Source organism: Streptosporangium sp. NPDC000239 (assembly GCF_040300765.1).
Lineage (GTDB): Bacteria > Actinomycetota > Actinomycetes > Streptosporangiales > Streptosporangiaceae > Streptosporangium.
Genome location: NZ_JBEPEI010000030.1, coordinates 35,145 through 58,314 on the forward strand (window position 1 = coordinate 35,145; position 23,170 = coordinate 58,314).

The 23,170-nt window shown below is 71.2% G+C and carries 20 protein-coding genes; 6 read left to right on the plus strand and 14 right to left on the minus strand.

Annotation, left to right across the window (positions count from 1 at the left end; all coding sequences use genetic code 11):
* Positions 1-30: 30 nt before the first annotated feature.
* The 4 genes from dut to valS form a co-directional block, all read right to left on the minus strand.
* On the minus strand, positions 31-474 hold the full coding sequence (gene dut, locus ABT340_RS40030; protein WP_352016169.1) for a dUTP diphosphatase: 444 nt from the start codon (positions 472-474) through the stop codon (positions 31-33).
* Complete coding sequence (locus ABT340_RS40035; protein ID WP_352016170.1) at positions 471-728, minus strand: hypothetical protein; 258 nt, start codon at positions 726-728, stop codon at positions 471-473. Before ABT340_RS40035 ends, dut begins: the two co-directional genes overlap by 4 nt.
* 11 nt (positions 729-739) lie before the next feature.
* Positions 740-1,942: an AI-2E family transporter gene (locus ABT340_RS40040; protein WP_352016171.1), complete on the minus strand. Its 1,203-nt coding sequence runs from the start codon at positions 1,940-1,942 to the stop codon at positions 740-742.
* 274 nt (positions 1,943-2,216) lie between these two features.
* Complete coding sequence (gene valS / locus ABT340_RS40045; protein WP_352016172.1) at positions 2,217-4,718, minus strand: valine--tRNA ligase; 2,502 nt, start codon at positions 4,716-4,718, stop codon at positions 2,217-2,219.
* 129 nt (positions 4,719-4,847) lie between these two features.
* On the opposite strand from valS, the gene ABT340_RS40050 reads away from it, so the two are divergent.
* Positions 4,848-5,144 carry a DUF4235 domain-containing protein gene (locus ABT340_RS40050; RefSeq protein WP_352016173.1) on the plus strand — a complete coding sequence of 99 codons (297 nt, stop codon included), beginning with the start codon at positions 4,848-4,850 and terminating at the stop codon, positions 5,142-5,144.
* Positions 5,145-5,207: 63 nt separating this feature from the next.
* On the opposite strand, the gene ABT340_RS40055 is transcribed toward ABT340_RS40050, so the two are convergent.
* The 5 genes from ABT340_RS40055 to ABT340_RS40075 form a co-directional block, all read right to left on the minus strand.
* Positions 5,208-6,581 carry an alpha,alpha-trehalose-phosphate synthase (UDP-forming) gene (locus ABT340_RS40055; RefSeq protein WP_352016174.1) on the minus strand — a complete coding sequence of 458 codons (1,374 nt, stop codon included), beginning with the start codon at positions 6,579-6,581 and terminating at the stop codon, positions 5,208-5,210.
* Positions 6,582-6,634: 53 nt separating this feature from the next.
* Entirely contained in the window at positions 6,635-7,585 is a 951-nt protein-coding gene (locus ABT340_RS40060; protein WP_352016175.1) for a hypothetical protein, read from the minus strand.
* A 79-nt stretch (positions 7,586-7,664) separates the two neighbouring features.
* Positions 7,665-7,964: a DUF4193 domain-containing protein gene (locus tag ABT340_RS40065; RefSeq protein ID WP_184715811.1), complete on the minus strand. Its 300-nt coding sequence runs from the start codon at positions 7,962-7,964 to the stop codon at positions 7,665-7,667.
* Between the two features lie 293 nt (positions 7,965-8,257).
* Positions 8,258-9,556, minus strand: coding sequence for a sensor histidine kinase (locus tag ABT340_RS40070; protein ID WP_386190631.1), 1,299 nt, complete (start codon positions 9,554-9,556; stop codon positions 8,258-8,260).
* Positions 9,557-9,636: 80 nt separating this feature from the next.
* The gene (locus tag ABT340_RS40075; protein WP_184715809.1) at positions 9,637-10,290 is read right to left on the minus strand and encodes a response regulator transcription factor; all 654 of its coding nucleotides are present in this window, start codon (positions 10,288-10,290) and stop codon (positions 9,637-9,639) included.
* Between the two features lie 219 nt (positions 10,291-10,509).
* Here ABT340_RS40075 and ABT340_RS40080 point away from each other — a divergent pair, with 219 nt between their 5' ends.
* Positions 10,510-10,677, plus strand: coding sequence for a hypothetical protein (locus tag ABT340_RS40080; protein WP_184715807.1), 168 nt, complete (start codon positions 10,510-10,512; stop codon positions 10,675-10,677).
* A gap of 65 nt (positions 10,678-10,742) precedes the next feature.
* On the opposite strand, the gene ABT340_RS40085 is transcribed toward ABT340_RS40080, so the two are convergent.
* On the minus strand, positions 10,743-11,561 hold the full coding sequence (locus tag ABT340_RS40085) for an inositol monophosphatase family protein (RefSeq protein ID WP_352016177.1): 819 nt from the start codon (positions 11,559-11,561) through the stop codon (positions 10,743-10,745).
* On the minus strand, positions 11,558-13,543 hold the full coding sequence (locus ABT340_RS40090; protein ID WP_352016178.1) for a S9 family peptidase: 1,986 nt from the start codon (positions 13,541-13,543) through the stop codon (positions 11,558-11,560). The genes ABT340_RS40085 and ABT340_RS40090 overlap by 4 nt, the downstream gene beginning before the upstream one ends.
* Positions 13,544-13,677: 134 nt before the next feature.
* On the opposite strand from ABT340_RS40090, the gene ABT340_RS40095 reads away from it, so the two are divergent.
* Positions 13,678-14,640 (plus strand): ferrochelatase, encoded by a 963-nt coding sequence (locus ABT340_RS40095; protein WP_352016179.1) that lies wholly within the window; start codon positions 13,678-13,680, stop codon positions 14,638-14,640.
* Here ABT340_RS40095 and ABT340_RS40100 read toward each other — a convergent pair.
* Positions 14,631-15,842, minus strand: a complete 1,212-nt coding sequence (locus ABT340_RS40100) for a lytic transglycosylase domain-containing protein (RefSeq protein ID WP_352016180.1) — start codon at positions 15,840-15,842, stop codon at positions 14,631-14,633. The two genes, ABT340_RS40095 and ABT340_RS40100, sit on opposite strands and share 10 nt — an antisense overlap.
* Before the next feature lie 181 nt (positions 15,843-16,023).
* Here ABT340_RS40100 and ABT340_RS40105 point away from each other — a divergent pair, with 181 nt between their 5' ends.
* The 3 genes from ABT340_RS40105 (at position 16,024) to sepH (ending at position 20,477) form a co-directional block, all read left to right on the plus strand.
* A complete protein-coding gene (locus ABT340_RS40105; RefSeq protein ID WP_352016181.1) occupies positions 16,024-17,181 on the plus strand; it encodes an MFS transporter in 1,158 nt (385 codons plus the stop codon).
* Between the two features lie 87 nt (positions 17,182-17,268).
* Positions 17,269-18,594, plus strand: coding sequence for a D-arabinono-1,4-lactone oxidase (locus ABT340_RS40110; RefSeq protein ID WP_352016182.1), 1,326 nt, complete (start codon positions 17,269-17,271; stop codon positions 18,592-18,594).
* A gap of 443 nt (positions 18,595-19,037) precedes the next feature.
* Positions 19,038-20,477, plus strand: coding sequence for a septation protein SepH (gene sepH / locus ABT340_RS40115; RefSeq protein ID WP_352016183.1), 1,440 nt, complete (start codon positions 19,038-19,040; stop codon positions 20,475-20,477).
* A gap of 69 nt (positions 20,478-20,546) precedes the next feature.
* Here sepH and ABT340_RS40120 read toward each other — a convergent pair whose 3' ends face one another.
* A complete protein-coding gene (locus tag ABT340_RS40120) occupies positions 20,547-22,151 on the minus strand; it encodes a PH domain-containing protein (protein ID WP_352016184.1) in 1,605 nt (534 codons plus the stop codon).
* Positions 22,148-22,753 (minus strand): PH domain-containing protein, encoded by a 606-nt coding sequence (locus tag ABT340_RS40125; protein ID WP_502992607.1) that lies wholly within the window; start codon positions 22,751-22,753, stop codon positions 22,148-22,150. The genes ABT340_RS40120 and ABT340_RS40125 overlap by 4 nt, the downstream gene beginning before the upstream one ends.
* Between the last annotated feature and the right edge of the window lie 417 nt (positions 22,754-23,170).

Sequence of the window (23,170 nt, forward strand, 5' to 3'; positions counted from 1 at the left end):
GGAGGCTCGCCACCCGGGCCCCGCCCCGCATCAGCGTCCGGTGGACCCGAACCCGCCGGCGCCCCGCGCCGAGCCGGGCAGCCGGTCCACCTCGTAGAACACCGCCTTCTCCACCCGCTGGACGACGAGCTGCGCGATGCGGTCTCCCCTGCGCAGCCGTACGGCCTCCTTGGTGTCGGTGTTGATCAGCGTCACCCTGATCTCGCCCCGGTAGCCCGCGTCCACGGTGCCGGGCGCGTTCACGAGTGTCACCCCGTGCCGGGCGGCCAGGCCCGAACGCGGATGGACGAACGCGGCGTATCCGTCGGGCAGGGCGATCGCCACACCGGTGCCGACCGTGACCCGCTCACCCGGAAGCAGCTCGACGTCCTCGACGGCGCGCAGATCGGCTCCCGCGTCACCGGGATGGGCGTACGACGGCATGGGCAGGTCGGTGTCGAGCCGGTGGATCAACACCTCGACTTTGCCGGTCACGGGTTCCCCTCGTCATCGTGGTGCTCGTCGGTGACCGCCCGGCCGTCGGCGCGGGCGGAGCGCTCCCCGTCCACGCCGGCGCGCTCGCCGATGCGGAACGCGACGACGCGTGTGGCGGCCGGGCCGTACGGACCGCCGCGACGTCCCTCAGCCTCACGGTACGCCTTCCGGCCCGCGCCGGAGGCACACCTGTCACACGTGGACGGCGACGGGCCGCCGTGTGCGAAAGCGGAGCACGAGGTGGAACGGGTCACGGAGGAGAACGTTACCCGTTGTGCTGGGCGGACTCCTCATTCACGGCGGAGTCCGGCCCCGGAGTCACCGTCTCGGCGCCCGTCGGCTCGTCTCCCCGCTCCTCCCCCGGCTCGTCCGCCGGTGGCGGGTGCTCCGGCGCGGCGGGCAGGGCGATCGGCGGGTCGGCCATGAGTTCGGGGATCGCCCGGTAGATGACGGCGGCGACCGGGACCGCGACCGCCGCCCCGGCGATGCCCGCCAGGATGCCGCCGACGGCCAGCACCAGGATGATCGCCAGCGGGTGGAAGCTCAGCGCCCTGCCGACGATCAGCGGCTGCAGGACGTGGTTCTCCAGCTGCTGCTCGACGATCAGGATGCCGAGGAAGATCAGAGCGTAGATCGGGCCCTTCGCCCCCAGGGTGACCAGGGTCGCGACGCCTCCGGCGAAGAAGATGCCGACGATCGGGATGAAGCTGGCCAGGAAGATCATCACCGCGAGCGGAGCCCAGAGCGGCACGCCCATCCCGGCGAGCACGATGCCCATGACCACGCCGTGCACGGCGGCAACCGCCACGGTGCCCTGCACGTAGTGCGACAGGGTCACCCAGGCCGTACGGCCCGCCTTGTCCACCCGGGGCGCCGCCGAGCCGAAGCCCTTCAGGAACCAGCTCCAGATGCGGTCGCCGTCCTTCAGCAGGAAGAAGGTGACGAACATCAGCAGCACGATGGAGGCGAGCACCTCGAAGGCGACCGTCGCGCCGGTGAGCACGGTCTGGGTGATCTGGTTGCGTTGCGCGGTGATCTGGGTGGTGATCTCGTCGATCCAGGAGGTCAGCTGGTTGGGCTGCAGGTGCAGGGGGCCGGTGTAGAGCCACTGCTCGACGGTCTTCGAGGTGGCGCGCACCTGGTCGACCAGGCCGGGGAACTCGTCGTTGGCCCGCAGGCCGATGAACCAGCCCGTGCCGCCCAGCACCCCGAAGGCCACCAGCATCGTGATCCAGGTGGCGTATATGGGGCGGACGCCGACCGCCCTGAGTCTGCGGGTCACCGGGAACAGCAGCGCGGTCAGCAGCAGCGCGATGGCCACCGGCAGGACCACGATGTGCAGTGTCGCGATGAACTGCGCGAAGTAGAAGACCGCCCAGCCGATGACGATCAGGCAGAGGCACCAGACCGCCACTCGCAGCAAGGTGCGCGGCACGAGGTTCGTCAGGCGTTCCCGATCGGAGATCACCCTTCCAGACTGTCATGCCACGGCCTGTGACGCGCATGGTTATCGGCCCAACACGCAAAGCCGCGGCACCGGACCGTAAGAAGGCCGTGGGGCCCGGCGGGCCCCACGGCGGGTGGATCAACGCTCTCCCGGCGGCCGGGTGATCACCCTGTCGTCGAGGTAACAGTCACAGTTGCCGCAACCCGGGATCATGTCCTCCTCCTCACCTGCTCGTGTCTCGACCGTACGGCAGGAGCCCGGGACGGCAAGGGAAGATTCGCGTGCGGCCGGGGACTCAGACGAGGGTGACCTCGACAAGCAGGTCGCCGTCGCCCTCGGTGAGCACGAACTCCTCGACGACGCCCGCGCCGCACAGGTCGTCCTGCGCCTGGCGCACCAGGCCCGCGGGACCTCCGGTGACGGTCAGCCGGGTGACCTCGGCGCGCATCGACAGTTTGGCGTCCGACTTGGCCTTGCGGACGTGGTGGAGGACCCCGGCCACCGCGGGGAGCAGCCCCCTGTCCCCCTCCCTCTCGGCCAGGCCGTGCGCCTGGGGCCAGGCGGCGCGGTGCACCGAGCCCTCACGCCACCAGGACCAGACCTCCTCGGTGACGAAGGGCAGGAACGGGGCGAACAGCCTGAGCATGACGTCCAGCGCCCGGCGCAGCGCGGCGTGCGCCGACCCGGCCGCCGGGTCGTCCCCGTAGGCCCTGAGCTTGACCAGTTCCAGGTAGTCATCGCAGAACTCCCAGAAGAACCGTTCGGTCCTTTCGAGCGCGCGGGCGTAGTCGTAGGCCTCGAAGGCCCTCGTCGTCTCCTCGACCACCTCGGCGAGCCTGGCCAGCATCGACAGGTCGATCGGCTCGGTGACCTCGCCGCCGTCCTTCCCGAGCCCCAGCACGAACCTGGAGGCGTTCAGGATCTTGATCGCCAGCCTGCGGCCGATCTTGATCTGGCCCGTGTCGAAGGTGGTGTCCGTACCGGGCCGCCCGCAGGCCGCCCAGTAGCGGACCGCGTCGGAGCCGTGCTGTTCGAGCAGCCCGAGCGGGGTGATCACGTTTCCCGCCGACTTGGACATCTTCTTGCGGTCGGGGTCGAGGATCCATCCGGAGATCGCGATGTCGCGCCAGGGCAGGGTGCCCTCCTCCAGGTGCGCCCTGACCACGGTCGAGAACAGCCAGGTGCGGATGATCTCGTGGGCCTGCGGGCGCAGGTCCATCGGGAAGACCCGCGCGAACAGGTCCTCGTCGCGCTCCCAGCCGCCCGCGATCTGCGGGGTGAGCGAGGAGGTCGCCCAGGTGTCCATGACGTCCGGGTCGCCGGCGAAGCCGCCCGGCCTGCCACGCTGCTCCTCGGTGTATCCGGGCGGCGCGTCGGAGGCGGGGTCCATCGGCAGCGCCGACTCCGGCGGCACGATCGGCGAGGAGAGGTCGGGCTCCCCCGTCTCGTCCAGCGGGTACCACAGCGGGATCGGCACGCCGAAGAAGCGCTGCCTGGAGATCAGCCAGTCACCGGACAGGCCCTCGACCCAGTTGTCGTAGCGGACCTTCATGTGCGGCGGATGCCAGGACAGCTCCTCGCCACGGGCCAGCAGCGCCTTCCTGAGGGTCTGGTCCCGCCCGCCGTTGCGGATGTACCACTGCCGGGTGGTGACGATCTCCAGCGGCCGGTCACCCTTCTCGTAGAACTTCACCGGGCGGTTGACCGGCCTGGGCTCGCCCTCCATGTCGCCCCGGGCGCGCAGCAGCTCGACGATCCGCTCGCGGGCGCCGTGCACGGTCCTGCCCGCCAGCTCGCCGTACGGCTCGGCGGGCACGCCGGGAGGTGCCTCGGGCAGCATCCTGCCGTCCCTGCCGACGACGGCCCGGGTCGGCAGGTCCAGCTCGCGCCACCAGACGACGTCGGTGACGTCGCCGAAGGTGCAGATCATGGCGATGCCCGAGCCCTTGTCCGGTTCGGCAAGGCGGTGGGCGAGCACCGGCACCTCGACACCGAACAGCGGCGTGGTGACCGTGGTGCCGAACAGCGGACGGTAGCGCTCGTCGTCGGGGTGGGCGACCAGCGCGACGCAGGCGGGCAGCAGCTCGGGCCGGGTCGTCTCGACCCAGACCCGCTCCCCCGCCCCTCCGGCCGGGGTGAAGGCGACACGGTGGAAGGCCCCGGGCCACGGCCTGTCCTCAAGCTCGGCCTGGGCGACGGCCGTACGGAAGGTCACATCCCACAGGGTGGGGGCCTGGGACAGGTAGGCCTCGCCGCGGGCGAGGTTGCGCAGGAAGGCGCGCTGGGAGGCGGCGCGCGCCAGGCCGTCGACGGTCGCGTAGGTCAGCGACCAGTCGACCGAGAGGCCGAGCCTGCGCCAGAGCTCCTCGAAGACCTTCTCGTCCTCGATGGTGAGCCGTTCGCACAGCTCGATGAAGTTGCCGCGGGAGACGGGGATCTGGCGTTTGGCGTCCGGCTTGGCCGGGGGCTGGAAGGCGGGGTCGTAGGGGACGGACGGGTCGCAGCGCACACCGAAGTGGTTCTGCACCCTGCGCTCGGTCGGCAGGCCGTTGTCGTCCCACCCCATGGGATAGAAGACCTCCCGCCCGCGCATGCGCTGGAAGCGGGCGATCGTGTCGGTGTGGGTGTAGGAGAAGACGTGTCCGACGTGCAGGGACCCGGAGACGGTCGGCGGCGGGGTGTCGATGGAGTAGATCTCCGGCCGGGTGCGCGTCCTGTCGAAGCGATAGGTGCCCTCGGCCTCCCAGCGGGCCGACCATACGGCTTCCAGCCCGTCGAGAGAAGGCTTCTCGGGCATGGGCGCATGGCGCGGTCGCTGTGGTGTCATGCCTCCCTATGGTATGGCGTCTGGTATGGCGTCGTGTGCCCTCGTGACGGAGGAGACTAGTGTTCTCGTGCGAAGCGAAAACAGCGGGGAGGGGGCCACATGGCCGACAAGTCCGAGAAGCAGGATCTGGCGTGGCGGGTCATCGGCGGCCTCGCGGGGCTGGCGACCGCCTGGGCCGCGCGGAAGGTCATCGGGTTCGCCTGGGAGAAGACGACCGGCAAGAAGCCGCCCGCGGACAACGAGTCGCTGGACATCAGCATGGGCGAGGCGATCGGTTACGCCGTGGTGATGGGGGTCGGCATGCAGGTGGCGCAGATCGTGGTCGCCCGCACCGCCAGGAAGCGCTACGACGCGTGGAAGTCCCTGCGGGGGGCGGCCAAGGAGATCTCGCTCTGACCCGGCCGTGCCCCGCCGCCCGCCGGTCAGGCGGGGACGGGGCGCGGCGCCGTGCGTTCCGGGTCAGGATTCGAGCGAGGCGAGGAACTCCTTGGCCCAGCGATCCACGTCGTAGGTCGCGACCCTCCTGCGCAGTGAGCGCATCCGGCGTGACAGGTCGTGCGGCGTGGCCCGCATCGCGGCGAGCATCGTCCGTTTGAGGCCGTCCACGTCGTAGGGGTTGACCATGAACGCCTGCCGCAGTTCGTCGGCCGCCCCGGCGAACTCGCTGAGCACCAGGGCCCCGCGCAGGTCGTTGCGGCAGGCGATGTACTCCTTGGCGACGAGGTTCATGCCGTCGCGCAGCGGGGTGACCACCATCACGTCGGCCGCCAGGTAGAGCGCGGCCAGCTCCTCCCGGCCGTAGGACTGGTGCATGTACTGCACCGGCTGCTGGCCGAGTTCGCCCTGCTCTCCGTTGATCCGGCCGACCTGGAGCTCGATCGAGTCGCGCAGGCGCATGTACTCCTCGACCCGCTCCCGGCTGGGGGTCGCGATCTGCACGAAGGCCGCCTCCCCCGGTTTGATCGAACCCTCGGACAGGAGTTCGCCGAAGGCCTTCAGGCGCTGGCCGATGCCCTTGGTGTAGTCGAGCCGGTCGACGCCGAGCAGCAGGCACTCGGGGTCGCCGAGCTCGGCGCGGATCTCCTTGGCCCGCTCGGTGATGTGCGGTTCGCGCACCAGCGAGTCGAGCTCCCCGAAGTCGACCGAGATGGGGAAGGCCGCGGCCCGCACCACCCGGTCCTCGACGTAGATCTCGTTCTTGTGGTGCTGGAGGCCGAGCAGCCGGCGGCACAGCCGGATGAAGTTCGACGCGCCGCCGGGGCGCTGGAAGCCGACCATGTCGGCGCCGAGGAGCCCCTCGACGATCTCCCTTCGCCAGGGCAGCTGGGAGAACAACTCGACCGGTGGGAACGGGATGTGCAGGAAGAACCCGATGCGCAGGTCGGGACGGAGTCTGCGGAGCAGGGCCGGGACCAGCTGCAGCTGGTAGTCCTGGATCCACACGACCGCGTTCTCGGCCGCCTCCTCCGCGGCGGCCCTGGCGAAACGCTCGTTGACCGTCCGGTAGGCCTCCCACATGACGCGGGAGTAGACCGGGGGTGCCACCACGTCGTGGTAGAGGGGCCACAGGGTGGTGTTAGAGAAGCCCTCGTAGTAGAGCTCGACCTCCGACTCCGACAGCGGCACGGGGATGAGGTGCATGCCGTCGTGTTCGAAGGGGTCGAGGTACTCACCGGGGGCGCCGTGCCAGCCGATCCACGCGCCCTCACGTCGCTGAAGGACGGGAGCGATCGCGGTGACCAGGCCGCCGGGGCTGCGCCGCCACATGTCGTCACCCACACGGTCGACGGGGAGGCGGTTTGCGACGATCAGAAACGAGCTGCGGCCCTGCACAAAATCCTCCAGGTAGTCGGACTACTCCTAACAACTACCCAATTCAGGCGTTTCTATGACTTACCGGGTGGAAGCGCCCCACTAATTCTTAGATCACCCCTGACCGCCTCCGCGAGCCTTCTTGTGGCGGCGCGGTTGAGGGCCCCACCTGCGACGGCGCCCGTGAGGAAGGGGCCGAGGGTGGTCAGATGGCGGCCGAGGGTGCGCAGCAGCCTGTTGCGCAGCGCCGTCTTGGCCGCCGCGCCGAGCGCGATGCCGACCGTGGCGGGCGACAGCGGATCGACGCCGCGCTGCCTGGACCAGGCGGCCACGAAGACCATCGCACGCTGGGCCCCTGTTCCCGGCACCCGTACCCCGTAAACCTCGTGGAGCTCGGCGAGCAGCTTGACCTCGATCGCGGCGACCACCAGGGTCTCGGCGACGAGCTGGGCGGGGGCGGACAGCAGCAGGGGCGGGGTGACGAACTCGGCCGCGGCCAGCGCGCCACCGATGGCGCCGACCGTCATGGTCGCCTTGGCGGCCGTCCGCACGAGATCGTCGGCGAGGGCCTCGGAGATCAGGCCGTGGTGGTGCTCGGAGAGGGTGGCCAGATCTCGGATGGGAATGCGAGGGGCGACGGCGGTGAACACCTCGGCCAGCCAGCGGCCTCGGCCGACCCCCGTCGCCTTGGCCCTCCTCGACCCTCTGGCCAGGAGTGTGGTCAGGCGGCCGAGCAGCCGTCGCCGCTCGGTGCCCGCGAGCCCTTCCGGCTCGATGAGTTTTCCGACGAGCTCGGCCATCTCCTGGTCGTTCGCCCCGTCGGCCGTTCTCTCGACCGTGCTCCCGGCGCCCCCGGCGCCCCCGGCGCCCCCTGCGCCCTCGGCCGGGCCCGGCCGGTGCTCCCGCGTGCCCGCGGGCTCGGTTCGCCCGTTCGCCGCGCGGTCCTCGTTCGCGGGTGCGCCGGCCGACTCCCCGGCGATGGAGTCGCCCGGCTTCGCACCGGTCTGTTTGTTCTCTGACGTCATGTCGCGGAACCTCCTCAGGGCTGTCCCGGCGTCCTTCCCGTCGTCGGGAGGACGACCTCGGACGGCCGTCGGAATATCGTCAGGCCGCGCACTCCTTGCAGATCTGCTGGCCGTTCCTCTCGGTGGCGAGCTGACTGCGGTGGTGCACGAGGAAGCACCGCGCGCAGGTGAACTCGTCGGCCTGGCGAGGAATCACCCTGAGCGAGAGCTCCTCGTTGGACAAGTCCGCGCCCGGCAGTTCAAGCGACTCGGCGAGGTCCGTCTCGTCGATGTCGATACTGCCCGAGGACTTGTCGGTACGGCGGGCCTGCAGTTCCTGAAGACTGTCCTCGCCGAGGTCGTCGTCAGTCTTGCGTGGGCTGTCGTAGTCGGTAGCCATCGGTCTGCTCCATCCCCCTCATCTATCTATCTGTCCGCGCTTGTGATCCGTTTGCGCTCGTTCGCGCGTGTGTAACGCTTGAGAGGCCCAACTTGTGCCCGATCCGCCAGATAGATTCCTGCTTCGGTACCCCGTCGGAATGGCCGATGAACCTCCCCACACGTGAGGGACCTCCCACCAATGGGCGTGGTTAGCCAAATATGGCGTAAACCACAACATTGGCGGCATGCACCACCGTGTTCGACGGCACATCCAACCACATGTACGGCGTGAACGAGACGCCCCCCGCCGGATCAGCGCGACTGAAGTCTCACCGTCACCACGAGGCCTCCTCCGTCCCTGGGAACGGCGGCCACGTTGCCCCCGTGAGCACGCACGACCGCGCGAACGATGGACAGCCCGAGCCCGGCCCCCTTTGAGGAGTCGATCCGTTCGGCGTTGAGCCTCCGGAACGGCTCGAACAGGCTGTTCACCTCGTAGGCGGGCACGTGCGGTCCCGTGTTGGCCACCTGAACGACGAGGGCCCCCTCAACAATTCCCGTGCGCACCCACACGCGTCCCTCTTCGGGGAGATTGTGCTTGATGGCGTTCTCGACCAGGTTGGAGACGCAGCGTTCCAGGAGCACCGGATCGCCGACCGTCTCGGCGCTCTGCAGCTCGGTGGTCACGACGACCCCGGCCTCCTTGGCGCGCGGGACGAGCTGCTCGACCGCGGTCTCCGCGACGTCCTTCACGTCCACCGGCTTGCGCACGCTCAGCTCCCGCTCGCTGCGCGCCAGCAGCAGCAGCCCTTCGATGAGCCGCTCGTTGCGCGCGTTGACCTCAAGCAGCGTACGGCCGAGCGCCTTGAGGTCCTCCGAGGCCTGCGGGTCGCCCAGCGCGATCTCCAGGACGGTCCGGTTGATGGTCAGGGGGGTGCGCAGCTCGTGCGAGGCGTTGGCCACGAACCTCCGCTGGGTGTCGAAGGCCACGTTGAGCCTGGTCAGCATCGCGTCGAAGGTGTCGGCCAGTTCCTTGAGCTCGTCGTCGGGGCCTTCGAGGTCGATCCGCTCGTGGGCGAGGGTGCTGTCGGAGAGCCTGCGCGCGGTCGTGGTCATCTGCTGGATCGGCCTGAGCGCCCGGTCGGCGACGAGATAGCCGATGATGATCGCCAGGATGCCGACCCCGGCCAGCGCGGGAACCGACCTGGTCAGCAGGGCCTTGCGCGCCCCGGTGACCGCCAGGTGCAGGTTGGAGTTCCACCACTGCTGGACCTGGACCGCGAGGTCCTGGGGCATGTCGTCGGTGACCGCCCTCGGCCACGCCGACTCGATCGCCCAGCCGACCATCATGTAGATGACGAACAGCAGCAGAACCCCGGCGATGAAGAACAGCACGCCGTAGGTGATGGTCAGGCGCCAGCGGATGCTGATCCTGCTGACCGTCGTGTGCAGCCGTTCCAGCGGGGTCGGCGAGAGCGAGGTGTCACCGGGCGGGGGCGGCCCGTCCCAGGCGGGCGGCCCGGTCGGCGGGGGCGCCTGGACGCGGACCGGCGTCACGGTGGCCTGGCGCCCGCCGTTCCTCGCGCTCCGCTCGGAGTGCGGACTGATCATGGGGTGGGTCGGCACCCCCTGCCCCGCCTCCTCGGCGGGGCCGTCCGCGAAGCGGCCCTTCCCTGCGCCCTCGCCCGCGCTCACAGCTTGTATCCCACCCCGGGCACCGTCTCGATCACCTGAGGCTCACCCAGTTTCTTCCTCAGGGTCATCATCGTGACGCGCACCACGTTGGTGAAGGGGTCGATGTTCTCGTCCCACGCCTTGTCGAGCAGGTCCTCCTGGCTGACGACCGCGCCCTCGGCGCGCATCAGCTCCTCAAGGACCGCGAACTCCTTCTTGGTGAGGGCGATCTCCTCGCCGTCCCTGGTGACCAGCCGCTTGCCCGGGTCGAGACGGACCCCGGAGCGCTCCAAAACGGGGGGCAGCGCCGGGGCGGAGCGGCGGCCGAGCGCCCGCACCCGCGCGACGAGTTCGACGAAGGCGAACGGCTTGGCGAGGTAGTCGTCGGCGCCGAGCCCCAGCCCCTCCACCCTGTCGTCGACGTCGCCTGAGGCGGTGAGCATCAGGATCCGCGACGCGGTCCTGTCGGCGACCAGGCGGCGGCAGACCTCGTCGCCGTGGACCTTGGGCAGGTCCCGGTCCAGGACGATCACGTCGTAGTCGACGTAGCCGGTCCGTTCGAGCGCGCCGGCGCCGTCGTAGGCGACGTCGACGGCCATGGCCTCGCGCCGGAGCCCGGTGGCGATCGCGTCGGCGAGCACCCGCTCGTCCTCAACCACAAGCACGCGCACGACCTCTGCTACCTCCCGTGAAAGATCCGCGAAACCCGCGGCAGCGACTTTTCATTGTCGCCATACCCCGCGTAAGACGGGGGTAAGGCCGGTCTCACCATACGAACAATCCGTGATGTAAGACACATATAGGTTTAGCCATCCCATCGGCGTGGGTAGAGCTCAAAACCCAGTCCCCCGCCAGCCCAATCCTTCAGCCCCCGTGAGAAAGAAGGTGAGATGGGCGAGTTCACCACCACGATCGAACACCGCCTCGACCAGGCTTACAAAAACCTGCAGGAAGCCAGGTCCGCGGGCGACCACTACCTCGCCGACACCTTCACCGCCGAGATCGAGGATCTCCGCCGTCTGGCAACGGACAACGGCGTCGTCCCCGTCCAGCGCTGAGCGAACAGGCCCCCCGACGCCCTGCCCGGGGGGCCTGTTCGTGCTCCGGACGGGTCCCGGGCCCGTCAACCGTCGCGTTCCGGGTCCAGCGGTGCCAGCAGATCGTGCAGTTCCTCGAAGAGACCGGGCGCCGCGCAGATCGTCAGGTCCGGGTTGGGTCGTCTGCCCCCCAGACCGCCGATCCTGGCCCCCGCCTCCGCGGCGATGAGGCCGCCCGCCGCGTGGTCCCAGTACTGGGGGCCGCGCTCGTAGTAGCCGTCGACCCGCCCGGCGGCGACCGAGCACAGGTCCGAGGCGGCCGAGCCGCCCCTGCGGATGTCGCGCACCCGCGGCAGCACGTGGGCGAGCACCCGCGCCTGGACCGCGCGCCGTCCGGCCCCGTAGCCGAACCCGGTGGCGATCAGGGCCCGGTCGAGTGACACGCCCGTGGTGCAGCGCAGCCGTTCCCCGGCCAGCCAGGCTCCCTCGCCTTTGACCGCGGTGAACACCTCGCCCCTGGGCACGACGTTGACCACCCCGGCGACGACCTCACCGTCCACCTCGACGCCGACGCTCACCGCCCACTCGGGCAGGCCGTACATGAAGTTGACGGTTCCGTCGATCGGGTCGACGATCCAGCGGACCCGGCCCTCGCCGGTCGAGCCGCCCTCCTCACCGAGGATCGCGTCGCCCGGCCTGGTCCGCCTGATCCGGTCGCGGATCAACTCCTCGGCGGCCTGGTCGAGCGCGGTCACCACGTCCGTCGGGCTGGACTTGGTCGCCAGGACCTCGGGCCTGGCGGGCCGCTTGGCCAGGAGCATCTCCCCCGCCTCCCTGGAGATCTCCTCGGCCAGCCGGGCGAGAAGCCGCGCGTCCTCCCCGGCCGGCGGCCCGCCGCGCGTCACGACAGCGACTCCGGTCGCTTCCACTCCCTGCCGAGGACGTGCTGGGCGAGGAAGGCGAGCACGGTCTCGTACCAGACCACGGCGTTGCCCGGTTTGAGCACCCAGTGGTTCTCGTCGGGGAAGTACAGGAACTTCGACTCGACCTCCGAGCGCCGCAGGTCCCACCACAGGCGCAGGGCCTCACCGATCGGCACCCGGTAGTCCTTGTCGCCGTGGACGACCAGCATGGGCGTGGAGATCCGCTCCAGCGACAGGTGCGGCGACAGGTCCCGGTACGGCTGCCCGCCCGGGGGCCCGAACTCGCGCTGGAAGTAGACGGCGGCGTCGGTCGTGCCGATGAACTGCTCCAGGTTCCACAGCGAGGCGTGGGTGACGATCGCCTTGAACCGGTCGGTGTGCCCGGCGATCCAGTTGGCCATGTAACCGCCGAACGAACCGCCCATCGCGGCGGTCCGCGAGGCGTCGAGTTCGGGCAGTTCGAGCGCGGCGTCGGTGATCGCCATCAGGTCGGCGTACGTGCGCGGCCCCCAGTCGGCCCAGCCCCGCCGGATCGCCTCAAGGCCGTAACCGGTGGACAGGCACGGGTCGGGCAGCAGCACCGCGTAGCCGTTCTGCGCCATGATCCACGGGTTCCACCGCCACGACCAGTCGTTCCAGCTCGACAGCGGGCCGCCGTGTATCCACAGCAGGAGGGGCGCCGGGCTCTGCGCCGAGGCGCCCTCGGGCAGCACCAGCCAGGCCCTGACGGTCTCGCCGTCGTCGGTGGTCGCGCTGACCTCGGTCAGGGTCCCGGGAAGTTCGAGACGGGGGGCCGGGGAGGGCAGCGTCCCAACCGTGCCGTCCACGGTGACGTGGACCGGGACGGCCGGGCTGTCCACGGCGCCGCGCAGCGCGTAGACCGAGCCGTCGGGCGCGGCCTGGAGCGACAGGTAGGCGCCGTCGTCGGCGGTGAGCCGTACCGCCTCGGAGCCGTCGGCGGGGACGCGGAAGATCGGGCGGCGCCCCTGATGGTCGGCGGCCAGGTACAGCGTCCGGGAGTCGGGCGCCCACACGAAGTCGACCGGCCACAGGAGGTGGCTCTCGAAGCGGCCCGCGACGTGCCCCTCCCCCGTGGCCATGTCCACGATCCACAGGACGCTCTCCACGGGCACGTCCGTCGAGCCCCGTACCTCGCGCACGCACGCGACCAGGCGCCCGTCCGGCGAGACGACGGGTTCCCCGAGGTCGTGACCGTCCTGCTCGGCCAGGACCCTGCGGGTGCCGTCCGCCACGTCGATCGCCACCAGATGGGAGCCGAGTTCCCCGCCGGGCAGGGGGACCGTCCAGCTCGTCACGACGGTCGCGCCGTCCGGGGTGAGGTCCCACGAGGCGAGGGCCAGGCTCTTGCCCGGCTGCGGGGTGAGGTCCATGGTCCCGGTCAGCCGCTCCTGCCCGAGCGCCCCGGCGAACAGCCTGACCTCACCCGGCCCGAGGTCGTGGTCCCAGTGGCGCACCAGCAGGTCCTCGTGCAGGATCGCGCTCACCCCGTTGTCCTTGCGCGCCTTGCGCCGCTCCGCCTCGGTCGCCTCGTCTCCGGGCAGCACGTCGGAGCCGAAGACCACGTTCCCGCCCGCGGTGGCGAACCCCGCCACACCGCCGGGCCGCGAGGCGACCTGCCTCGCCTCTCCTCCCGCGCGCGGCAGCAGCCAGAGCGCGGGGACCCCCTCCTCGGTCTCCTTGACCGTCGGGTCGGGGCGGCGGGAGCAGAAGAGCAGATCGCCGCCGGCCGTGAACTCCGCTCCTGTCTCGCCTTTCACCGACCGGGTCAACCGGTACGGCTCACGCCCGTCGAGAGGGATCTCCCACAGGGACGTGCCGTAGGACTTTTCGTCGGGGTTGAGTGCCTGGACCACGCTCACCAGGCGAGTCCCGTCGGGGGAAAGCCGCAGGGAAGTCACCCGGGGTACACCGACATAATCGCGGATGTCGCTAAATGGGGTCACGCTTGGAACCTACCCTGCGCCTCTTCTTCGATCACTCCCGCCGGGAGGCCACTTTCCATACCACTCGGCTCCCCCCGGCGCGATGATGCGCGGCGATGCGGGAGGATTCCCCGCCATGCGGTTTGATGAGAGTCATGGGGACTTACGACGCGCTGCTCGTCGTCTCGTTCGGAGGGCCTGAGAAGCCCGGCGACGTCATGCCGTTCCTGGAGAACGTGGTGCGGGGCCGGGGAGTCCCGCGTGAGCGGCTGCTGGAGGTCGAGGCGCACTACCAGCGCTTCGGGGGGCGCAGCCCGATCAACCAGCAGTGCCGCGACCTGATCGCCGCCGTCGAGCCGACCGTCGACGTGCCGGTCTACTGGGGCAACCGCAACTGGCATCCCTACCTTGAGGACACGCTGCGGCGGATGGCCGCCGACGGCGTGCGCAGGGCCGCCGCCTTCGTCACCTCGGCCTACGCCTCCTACTCCGCGTGCAGGCAGTACCTCGACGACATCGCCCTGGCCAGGGCGGCGGTCGAGGGCGCCCCCGAGGTCGTCAAGCTCAGGCACTACTTCGACCACCCGGGGTTCGTCGCGGCGATGGTCGACCACACCCGCCAGGCCCTCGATCGGCTGCCCGCCGAGCACCGGGACGCCGCGCGCCTGGTCTTCACCGCGCACAGCGTCCCCGTCTCGATGGCCAGGACGGCCGGGCCCGGCGGCGGGCAGTACGAGGCACAGCTACGCCGGGCCGCCGCCGCGGTCGTCGCCGGGCTGGGCGGCGAGCGGGAGTGGGACCTGGTCTGGCAGAGCCGCAGCGGCCCCGCGCACGTGCCGTGGCTGGAGCCCGACGTCTGCGACCACCTGCAGAAGGTCGACGCCCCGGCGGTCGTCCTGGTGCCGATCGGTTTCGTCTCCGACCACATGGAGGTCGTCTACGACCTCGACGTCGAGGCCGCCCAGACGGCCGCCGGGCTCGGTCTCCCGCTGGCCAGGGCGGCGACCGCGGGCACCCATCCCCGGTTCGTCGCGATGGTCGGCGAACTGCTCGCCGAGCCCGAGCCCGTCCCGTGCGCGGCCACCTGCTGCCCGGCCCCGCCCCGCCGTCACGGGTAGGCGCGGGCGTAGGCCTGGGCCACGGACAGGACCTTGTTGACGTAGGCCGTGGAGTGGTTGTAGAACCACACGGCCTTCGCCAGCTTCTTGCCGCCCTGTCCTGCGCCGTTCGCGCACAGGTAGTTGGCCGCGCCGGGCACGGCGTCGTAGGGACTCCAGATGTCGGCGACGCCGTCGCCGTCCCCGTCCACGCCGTAGGCCTTCCAGGTGGCGGGCATGAACTGCATCGGGCCGAGGGCTCCGGCCGAGGAGGGGCCGTTGTTGCGCCCGTGTGAGCTCTCCACCTGGCCGATGGCCGCCAGCACCGTCCACGAGAGACCGGGGCAGACGGTGGCCGCCTTGCGGTACAGCTCCAGATAGCTGCCCGGCCGCCCGACCGTGGCCCTGTTGCCGGTAGGCGCCCGTTCCCGCACCTGCTCGGCCTTCACCTCTGTCTTCCTGGCCGTACGGCTCCCGCCGACGACGACCACCTGGGCGCCGGAGCCGAGGAGCTTGCGCACCCCGGCGTCCATCGCGGCGACCGCCTTCTCCGGGCCGTTGACCAGCAGCGCCACCCCGGGCAGCAGGCCGAGCCGCCGTCCCGTCTCGGCGCCGACCAGGCCGTCGACCCCGGGCAGGCCGAAGGACGCCGAGGCGGCGACCCGCAGCGCCGGTCCGGAGTCCACCTGGTACCTGGCGCCGAGGACCAGCCCGAGCCGCCGGACCGCGGCGCTGTCGGCGATGAGCTCCCCTCTGTTCAGCGCCTCCCAGACCCTCGGCTGGTCGGCCACGGCCTTGGGCGCCCAGGCGCGGAAACGGGCCGGTTCGACCGCGAGCAGGTTGAGCGCGGCGCCGGAGACCCGTACCGCTCCCCCGTCGAAGGAGTCGACCTTCTGGACGTGCCCGAGCCGGGCGATGTCCTGTTTGGTGCGTTCGGGAAGCGTCGACTGGGAGACCACGAACAGCCGGGGCGGGGTGAGGGTGATCCCCGGCCCGCCGGTCGCCGCGACCACCGGAGCCGGGGTGGCGGGGGGCGGGCTCGCCTGGGTGAGGTCGGCCTGCGGGGCGAGCCTGGCCAGGTCCCGCACGGTCGTGTCCCGCCGGAGGTCGGAGGTCTCCGTACGGACCTGCGCCGGGGAGTCGGCCGGGCTCAGGACGAGGAAGATCGCACCTGTGGTGACCGCGAGGGCGGTCACGGCGAGTATCGCGACCAATACCCCCAACCTGGGATGATGTGACACTGCCCTCACGTTAGCCCAAGCACCACCGGTTCGCTCTGTTGCGCGAAAAATGAGTTGCCGTGTGATGGTTTGGTTAGAAATGGTCGATACGATCGACGACGAAAATGTGGGAAAGGGGCAGTCCGTGGTCGGGCCGTACCGGAGATTGTTCAACAGGCCCGGCGTGAAGGGGTTCGTCATCGCGGGCTTCTTCGGACGGATGCCCATGTCGATGCTGGGCATCGGCATCGTGCTCCTCGTCGAGGCCCTCACCGACTCCTACGCCATGGCGGGAGCGGTCGCGGCCACCGTCAGCGTCACCTTCGCCGTCGCCGCCCCCCTGTCGGGCCGCCTGGTCGACAGGTACGGCCAGGCGAGGATAGCCGTCCCCCTGGTGCTGACCCACGGCGTCTCACTGAGCGGCCTGATGCTCTGCGGCGGGCTGGGCGCGCCCGCGTGGACCCTGTTCGTCACCGGCGCCCTGGCGGGCGCCAGCGCCCTGTCCCTCGGCTCACTGGTACGGGCCCGCTGGTCCCACCTGCTGGGCCGCTCGGACGAGCTGCACGTGGCCTTCTCCTTCGAGTCGATCGCGGACGAGGTCATCTTCGTGGCCGGTCCCGCGCTGGTGACCGCGCTGGCCACCTCGGTCAGCCCGTACGCCGGACTGATCGTCGCCCTGGTCTCCACGGTGATCGGCACCGTCGCCTTCGCCATGCAGCGCGGCACCGAGCCCCCGATCATCCCCAAGGGGGAGAGTTCGAGGAGCCCGATCACCATTCCCGGCGTCGCGCTGCTCTCGTGCGTCTTCCTGGCGGTCGGCTCGGTCTTCGGCTCGGTCGACCTGATCACCGTGGCCTTCGCCGAGGAGCACGGCGCCAAGGCCGCGGCCGGGCTGCTGCTGTCGGTCATCGCCACGGGAAGCCTGCTGTCCGGCCTCTGGTACGGCGCGCGGCGCTGGAAGTCCTCGATGCGCAGCCGGTTCGTCACCACCCTCGGGATCTTCGCCCTGGGCGTCTCCCCCTTCGCCCTGATCGAGCACGTCGGGGTGATGGCGCCGTTCATGTTCCTCGCCGGGCTGGCCGTCTCCCCGACGCTCATCACGGGATACTCGCTGATCGAGCGGCTGGTCCCGGCCCGCCTGCTCACCGAGGGCATGGCGTGGCTGTCCACCGCGGTCGGCTTCGGCGTGGCGCTCGGCTCGTGGGCCGCCGGACGGCTGACCGACCTCTACGGCTCCTCCAGCGCCTACGTCTTCCCGCTCGGCTGCGCCCTGCTGGCCGTGGCCGTCGGCGTGGGCGGCTTCGCCTGGCTGCGGCCCCCTGTTCTCCAGGAGCAATCGTGAGTATGGTTCATGTCTCCTGGCGGGACGGAGCCGTGCCCGCGGCGTGAGCCGGGCACGCCACGCGACATCCCCGGCCGAGGAGCGACCATGAGCCGGACCCCCGCCGCCTTCCGCAACTGGGCGGGCAACCAGTCCGCCGTCCCCGCCGAGGTCCACGCGCCCTCCTCAGCCGAGGAGGTCGCCCTGGCCGTACGGCGGGCGGCCGAGACGGGGCGGCGGGTGCGCATGGTCGGCACCGGGCACTCCTTCACCGGCGTCGCGCTGACCGACGGCCTGCTCCTGCGGCCCGAACGGCTGACCGGCGTCCTGCAGACCGGCGAGGGCTGGGTGCGGGCGGCCGCGGGGACCTCGCTCAGCGTGTTCAACGAGGAACTCGCCCGCAGGGGCCTGGCGCTGGCGAACATGGGCGACATCACCGCCCAGACCCTGGCCGGAGCCGTACAGACCGGCACCCACGGCACCGGCGGCAGGATCGCCGGTCTGGCCGACCAGGTGATCGCACTGGACCTGGTGCTCGCCGACGGCGAGAGCGTCACCGTCTCCCGCGAGGGCACCGCCGAGATCCGTGACGGGGTCACCGAGCGGGACCTCTTCGACGCCGCCAGGGTCGGCCTGGGCGCACTCGGGGTGGTGACCGCGCTGACCTTCGCGGTCGAGCCCTCGTTCCTGCTGCACAGCGTCAGGCAGCCGATGCGGCTGAGCGAGATCCTCGGCTCGCTCGACAAGATCACCGCGGACAACGAGCACCTCGACTTCTTCTGGCTGCCGCACACCGACACCTGCCTGACAAAGCGCAACAACCGCCACCCCGGCCCGGCCAGGCCGCAGAGCGCCCTGAGGCACTGGCTGGACGACGTCTTCCTGGAGAACACGGTGTTCGGCGCGCTGTGCGGGCTCGGCGCGCGCCTGCCCGCCGCCATCCCCGGCATCAACGCGCTGTCGGCCTCGGCGCTGTCGGCCTCCGAGCGCGTGGACACCTCCTACGAGGTCTTCGCGACCGTACGGCGGGTGCGCTTCCTGGAGATGGAGTACGCCATCCCGCGCGAGCACCTCGCCCAGGCCCTCAGGGAGACCCGTGACCTGATCGATCGCCGGGGCTGGCGGATCACCTTTCCGATCGAGGTTCGGGTCACCCCGCCGAGCGACGCCTGGCTGTCCACCGCCTACGGCCGCGACTCGGCCTACGTCGCCTGCCATGTCTACCGGCCGACCCCGAACCCGGACTACTTCGAGGGCGTCGAGGAGATCATGGTCCGGCTCGGCGGCCGGCCGCACTGGGGCAAACTCCACACCCGTGACGCGGCCTACCTGGCCACGGTCTATCCGCGTTTCGCGGACTTCCTGCGACTGCGGGACCTGCTCGATCCGGGACGGGTGTTCTCCAACGACTATCTGGACACCGTCCTGGGCTGACCGGCGCGTCCCGCGACCCAGGGAACTCCCCGGGCCGCCCCCTGCGTGCGGCCTCCCCGGAGGGTTACGTGCCGGCGGCCTGTCGCCTCGACGGCGGATGCCGGAGCGGATTCGCGGACGCCCACGTCACCCGGCTCCGAGGGAGTCCGCCGGAGACGACCGTCACCCGGACCGGTCGCCCCGAACCGGGGGCTCTTGCACCAAGTTCGCGACGGCGCCCTGGGTTATTGGGGAGAATCCGTCGGGGACTCCGAATGTACTGCTCCACAACGGTGCCCGATAAGCAGGTAAATGGAGCAAATGTGACCGGCGTCACATCGCTGCGAGCCCCATCCAGGAAGGCGATGTTCGGACATGCCGGGTACGGTGCTGGCAGGCAACCGGCACACGCGAGAGACTCAAGGGTCCGGGGGAAGATTGAGCACGACGACGAAGGGACTCGCATGCAGGAGCTCCGTCTCGTCGCGGTGAGTGAGGACGGGACCTACCTTGTGCTGGCCACGGCCGGCCGGGGGACCCGGTTCACGCTGCCCGTCGACGACCGGCTCCGCGCTGCCGTCCGCGGCAACTTCTCCCGTCTCGGCCAGTACGAGATCGAAGTGGAGAGTCCGTTGCGCCCCAAGGAGATCCAGGCCCGGATACGCGCAGGAGAGACCGCCGAGGAGATCGCCGCCACGGCGGGCATCCCGGTCGAGCGCGTGCGGTGGTTCGAGGGCCCCGTGCTCCAGGAACGTGAGTACATGGCCCAGCAGGCGCAACGCTGCGCCGTACGGCTTCCTGGGGACTCCGCTCCCGGCCCCACCCTCGGTGAACTGGTCGCCGAACGGCTGACCCGTCGCGGCGTGCCCGCCGACGAGATCGACTGGGACTCCGCGAAGCGGGACGACAACCTGTGGCGGATCAAGCTCGGTTTCGTGTGGAACGGTCACAGCCGCAGGGCGGAATGGATCTTCGACCCGCGGCGGCGTCACATCACCCCGCACGACGACGAGGCCATGCGCCTGTCGTCGGGCGACCAGGCCGAGCCGGCCGAGGACAGCACGGTCACCCCGTTCGTGCCCCGGGTCGCCAAGCTCGCGCCGGTGCCCCCGCTGGCGCCCGAGCCGCTGGGCCAGCCTCCGGTCTCCTTCCCCTCGGTCCTGCGCCAGGAGCAGTCGTCCCCCGACGACTCGCCCCAGCCGCCGGAGGCGCCCGCGCCCCAGGAACGCTCCGCTCCGGCCGCCTACACACAGCCTCCGATGCCGCCGTTGCCCCCGGGCTACGATCCGCCGAGGCCCACCGTGCCTCCGCTGCGCGCGCCCGACTCCATGGCCCCGTTCGAGCAGCCGATCAGGACCCCCGAGGCCGCGCCCGTCGCCCGGATGCGGCCCCAGGAGTCCCCGGTGCTCGTGACGCCCAGGCCGCTCGCCACGCGGGAGCAGGTCATGGAGTCCGAACCGGCGGCCCCCGAGGTCCCCGAGGTCACGGAGACCACCGAGGTCGCCACGCCCGCCGAGTCGTCCCCGGAGGTCCAGGAGACCACAGAGACCACGGGGTCCACCGGGTCCGCGGAGACCGGCGTCCCCGCCGAACCCGCGGAGGAGGAGGCGGCCGCGGTGCCCGCCGCGCGTCTCAGCCTGGACGAGCGGGCCAGGAAGGAAACCGCCGCGTCCCCCGATCCCGTCGTGGAGAGGGCCGCCGAGCAGGCCCCGGAGAAGGTCCCAGAGCAGGTCGCCGAGAAGGTCACCGAGAAACCCGCTGAGAAGGTCCCGGAGAAGGTCGCGGAGAAACCCGTCGAGCCGCCGAAACCGGCCCCCGCACGGCCCGCGAAGCGAGCCAGGGGACGGCGCGCCTCGGTGCCCACCTGGGACGAGATCATGTTCGGCGCCAGACGTCAGGACTGACCACAGGACACGCGAAGGCGGGGGCGGCACGGGAGACCGGCCGCCCCCGCCTCGCCGTACGGAAGGTGTTCACTCCACCGGCTTGGGCCGCTCGGAGTTTCCGGTCAGGAGGAACGGCGCCAGCCAGGCGGGGGTGACCTCGGCGGCGAAGGCCACACCCTGGGCCTCGCCGACGTCGAAGGCCGAGTAGCCTCCGCTGCCCGCCCCGACCCCGGCGGTCACGGTCAGCACCCGGGCCTGGCGCTGGAAGGGCGTCTGGGTCAGCTTCCAGCCGACCACCGCGCGTTCCTCGATCACGACCTGGGAGCGGCGCAGGGAACCCGACCTGACGGACAGGCGGGCCCCGTCGTAGGCGTGGCCGAGCGAACGGTAGCGGTCGAGGCCCAGCGGGACGCCGAGCGCCACCAGGAGCAGGGCGACGGCGGCGGGCCCCCACCACAGCGGCGACCACACGAGCCCGGCCGCTCCCGCGCAGACCGCGATCACGAGCCACGGGAAGACCGCCCTGAAGAGCCTGCGTCTGCGCGCCGCGGGCGGATGCGGCCGCAGCCGGGAGATCGTCGGGCCGACCGCCTCCCCGACCACGTCCAGCGCCTTGGACCTGGGCACCACGGGCAGCAACTGACCCCGGGTCTGCGAGTCGCCGAGCCCGGTCACGACGGCCCATGCCCTGGCGACCCCCGCCCAGCGTTCGGCGACCCCCTCGACCAGCTCGAACCCGCGCACCCTGCGGCGTTCGAGCGAGACGCTCCTGCGGGTGAGCAGACCGCGCCCGGCGACGAGGTACCCCTCCCGCACGCGCAGGGTGAAGTCCCAGTTGAACACGGCGTACATGACGCCCCCCGCGACCGGCATGGCCAGTACGAGCAGCACCAGGGCCACGAGCAGTACCACGGGGTGGTCCCAGAGCCACTCCCCCGCGCCGACCAGGAACCGTCCGTCGACGCGCAGCTCGTTGCCCCACTGGAAGGCCAGGCCGACCGCGCCGGCCGCGAGCGCGAACGGGGTCAGCAGGTAGGCGCCGGACAACGGCCCGTAGGCCAGCCACCGGCGCGGCACCACGAAGAGCACCCGCTCGGCCTGCGGCCGGTCCACCGGCGTGGAGACCCCCTCCTGGTACGGCCCGGCGGGCACGGCCACCGGGTCACGGCCGCCCTCGCCCGTCTGCGCGCCGGCCCTCGCGTGCCGGAGCAGCACGGCCTTGAGGCGCTCCGCCTCCGCGACCGTCACCCCGTCGAGCTCGCCCTCCTGCTTGTCCTCGCCGCCCGCGCCCGTGTCGATCTTCAGAACGGCGATGCCGAGCAGCCGGTGCAGCGGCGGGTTGCTGACGTCGACGCCACGGACGCGCTCCAGCGGGATCGTCCGTACCGACCTGCTGACCAGGGCCCGGGTGAGTTCGAGCCTGTCCCCGGCGACCTGGTAGGTGAAGGTGGCCCAGCGGACCACGGCGTAGGCGACGGAACCGGCGACGCCAAGGGCCGCCCAGAGGAAGGAGCTCGGTGAGAAACCTCCGACGAACAGCACCCCGGCCAGCGGCAGGAAGAGCGAGGGGAGCATCCTGATCGGCTCGGTCAGCAGCACCTTGGGACTCAGCCGCTGCGGCGGACCAGGGAGCGGGGCCCCCGGCCCCTGGTGGATGCCGGGGCTCGGAGGCGCCTCGTCCTGACCGGTCACGTCGCGTCGTCCCTCAGCTCCTCGGCCCGCCGTGCGAGCTCCTCGGCCAGGGTCGCGGCGACCTCGTAGTCGAGGCCCTTGATCGTGGAGGACCCGGCGTGGGAGGCCGTCCGGATCTCGACCGTGGCCAGTCCCAGGACCCGCTCGAACCAGCCCTGCGCCTTGTCGACCGTCTGGATCCTGCTGACCGGGACGAACGCCCACTCCCTGCTGATCCAGCCGGAGCGGGCGTAGACCACGTCCCCGCTGAGCTCCCAGCGGTGCACGGCGTAGCGCCAGAACGGCTCGGCGATCGCGGCGGGCAGGGTGGCGAGCGTCACCAGCGCGGGCAGCCACCAGATGTTGCCGAGCACCCATCCGGGCAGCCAGGACCAGCGGTCACCGTCGATCCAGCGCGTGAGGAGGAACGACCCCCCGATCAGGACGACGGACCAGAACAGCCCCTCGAACAGCCACAGCGCGATCGCCTTGCGGGAGACCGCGTTCGCCGGGGCCCGCAGGGGGACCCTCAGGGGGTCGCGCGAGGGACCATGACCACCCGTGCCGGGCAGGGCCGTGGCCGCCCTCGCGGGTTCGGCGTGCTCTTCGGCGTGGTCTCTCACGGTGCCAGCCTAAAGGGTTCCGTCCCAGGGGGCTGACCGTCATGCCCGCGTTGTACGGCTTGGCCGTACGGTGCCCTCTGGCGTCGCCCCAGAGGCCCGTGGGGAGCCCGGGGGAGCCCGGGCCGCGGGGGAACGACCCCGAGAGGTTTCCCGAGCGTTCACGACACTCCCGCACCGCGACTCCACAGGATTCACAACCGGGCCGGGCCGCCCGTCCGTAAGGCGGCCGTCCCGCCCGCGGCGAGGCCGCGCCCATACCTTGATCGTCGATCATCGGCTCCGGATATCGGCAGGTCGGGATGGATGCGAGGGCCCCGGGGCATGGGCGCCTCCTCCCGCCGGGGCGGCAGCCCCCGGACCGGGAAGCGCTCTCTCCGCCCCGGGTTCGTGTCCGATTCCCGGGTTTTTCCGCGCCAT